Genomic DNA, 2368 nt, shown 5'->3' with positions numbered 1-2368 from the left:
TGATTTGATGAAACTTTATATGCGTTTTCACAAAAATTATTTAGGACACTATTGCCCTATTCGAGGTAAAAATATGGTTTATCCGTTGATTTTAAACTATTTTTGTCCATATTTCGACCCTTTCAGACCCTTTATCGATATTTTTATGTAAGTTTGCTATTAGATAATGGAGTAGCGGTATGCAGAAATATGTAGACTATATCAAGCAGATTGAGATCGACTCTCTTTGGAGCGGTGTCAAACATATTGTGTGGGATCTTGATCCGAAGGTCAATATCTTGAGCGGTGTCAATGGTGTAGGTAAGAGCACGATTATCAATAAGGTGGTGAAAGGGTTGCATGGAAGTGGCGAAATCACGAGTCTTATGCTCAAAGGCGTGCGTCTGAAAGTCAGTCCGAACGATGGTGAGAAGATTCGTTTTGATGTAATCCGTTCTTTCGACAGGCCTTTGATGAATTCCGACACTATCTCCAAGGTGGACATGAGCTTGGTTACGGAACTCGATTGGCAGCTTTTTCAATTGCAACGCAAGTATCTTGACTATCAAGTCAATATCGGTAATCGGATGATTCAGGTACTACAGAGTGGCCAGCCTGACGCGGCCGAGCGTGCGCAGCAGCTTTCACGTCCCAAGAAATTGTTTCAGGACATGCTCGATAGTTTGTTTGCCGATACGGGCAAGACCATTATTCGGTCTGAAAATGAAATCCGTTTTTCGCAGATAGGTGAGACATTGGTGCCTTATCAGTTGTCGAGCGGCGAAAAACAAATGCTCTGCATCCTGCTGACGGTACTTGTCGAGGACAACCTTCCTTATGTTCTCTTTATGGATGAGCCCGAAGTGTCACTCCATTTTGAATGGCAAAAGCAGCTCATCGACCTTATATTGAAACTTAATCCCAATATTCAGCTCATCATGACAACCCATAGTCCGGCCGTGATTATAAATGGATGGGGTGGCCATGTGACAGAAGTGACGGATATTACGAGCGAAGATAGCGTGTGAGTTATGTCGATTTCGGCCATGAAACATCTGAAAGATCATATCAATTCACATTATTTTGAGGCCTACAACCAGCTGACCTCCAAACAGGCCCGTCGTAAGATTGTGGCCTATGTGGAGAGTTATGGCGATGTATTTTTCTGGCGAACAATCCTCACCGCGTTCGAAGACGATGAACATTACTTTGAGATCATGCTTCCCTCGCGCGCCAATCGGTTGGAGCGGGGCAAGAAAGCAGCGCTGGCTCATATCCTCAATGGAGTAGGAAAGGATATGATTGCGTGCGTCGACGCGGATTACGACTATCTGATTCAAGGCTCCACCGCGCTGTCATCTCTCATACTGTCCAATCCCTACGTGTTTCACACCTATGCCTATGCCATAGAGAATCTCCAATGCTACGCGCCTTCGCTCCATACGGTGTGTGTTGCCGTCACGTTGAACGACCGGATGATATTCGATTTCGTGTCGTTCCTCTCCGAGTTTTCCGAGATTATCTACCCACTTTTCATTTGGAACATTTGGTACTATCGTTCCACGTCATACGGCCGTTTCACGATGACCGACTTCAACAAGGTTATTGAATTGGGTAATATTAATCCGTGGAATTACGAAGAGTCTTTCCGGCGGTTGCGCAAGAAGGTGGGTCGCAAGGTAATAGAGCTGCAAAAGAAAAATCCCGATGCCCACGAGTCGTATCAGGAAGTAAAGAACAGTTTGCGAGAATTAGGTGTTACGCCTCGCACTACCTACCTTTATATCCAAGGCCATCATCTTTTTAATAAGGTTGTCGCTCCTCTTATGGAGAAGATTTGTTTTCGTCTTTATCGCGATCGGGAAAGCGAAATCAAGCGCGAAGCACTTCATGTCGCGCAGTATAAAACCGAATTGGCCGGCTACAATCACAGCATCGAGGAGCTTGTTCCCATGCTTAAAAAGAATGTCGGTTTCATGGCGAGCGACGTATTTAGCAGGTTGAAAGCCGATTTGCGTAGCGTTTATTCCGATCATAACGACTGAATCAGTTCTTTTTTGTGTCTTTGGTGGATAGACTTGTGCCTTTCTTCATCGACTTGTAGCCCTTGTCCGTTTAACTCAAATCGGTCATTTAAAACGTGTGTTTACAAAGAACGAGTAATCATTCATGGTCAATTAGGCTATGTACTGAGCGATTACCAAAATATTACCGCTGCGTGGTAATTGTATTACCACATAACGGTAAAGTTGTTACCACACGGCTGGTAATCTTATTACCACGCAGCGGTAATATTTTGGTAATTGCCCAGCCGATTTGTAATTGCTGCTTTTCAATTATTGCTGTCCGGTAAAACTTAAATAGCATAGATATCCTTTCGGAATTGCCT

At 44.1% G+C, this 2368-nt stretch carries 3 protein-coding genes; 2 read left to right on the top strand and 1 reads right to left on the bottom strand.

Annotated features, from left to right (window positions below; all coding sequences use genetic code 11):
* Positions 1–179 precede the first annotated feature (179 nt).
* Together JHU38_RS12165 and JHU38_RS12160 are read left to right on the top strand one after the other, a co-directional pair.
* Entirely contained in the window at positions 180–1007 is an 828-nt protein-coding gene (locus JHU38_RS12165; protein ID WP_107583103.1) for an AAA family ATPase, read from the top strand.
* A gap of 18 nt (positions 1008–1025) precedes the next feature.
* Entirely contained in the window at positions 1026–2024 is a 999-nt protein-coding gene (locus JHU38_RS12160) for a DUF4435 domain-containing protein (protein ID WP_107583221.1), read from the top strand.
* Between the two features lie 163 nt (positions 2025–2187).
* Here JHU38_RS12160 and JHU38_RS12155 read toward each other — a convergent pair.
* The coding region (locus JHU38_RS12155) for a hypothetical protein (RefSeq protein WP_207859414.1) at positions 2188–2368 on the bottom strand (181 nt) is incomplete at its 5' end.

The organism is Prevotella illustrans (assembly GCF_017426725.1).
Classification (GTDB): Bacteria; Bacteroidota; Bacteroidia; order Bacteroidales; family Bacteroidaceae; genus Prevotella; species Prevotella illustrans.
The sequence above is the reverse complement of the archived record's forward strand: the minus strand, read 5'-3'. Positions and strand labels throughout refer to the sequence as shown.

Bases quoted from the DNA above. Each gene is read 5' to 3' on its own strand.
- JHU38_RS12160 (WP_107583221.1), top strand. From the start codon at position 1,026: ATGAAACATCTGAAAGATCATATCAATTCACATTATTTTGAGGCCTAC.
- JHU38_RS12165 (WP_107583103.1), top strand. From the start codon at position 180: ATGCAGAAATATGTAGACTATATCAAGCAGATTGAGATCGACTCTCTT.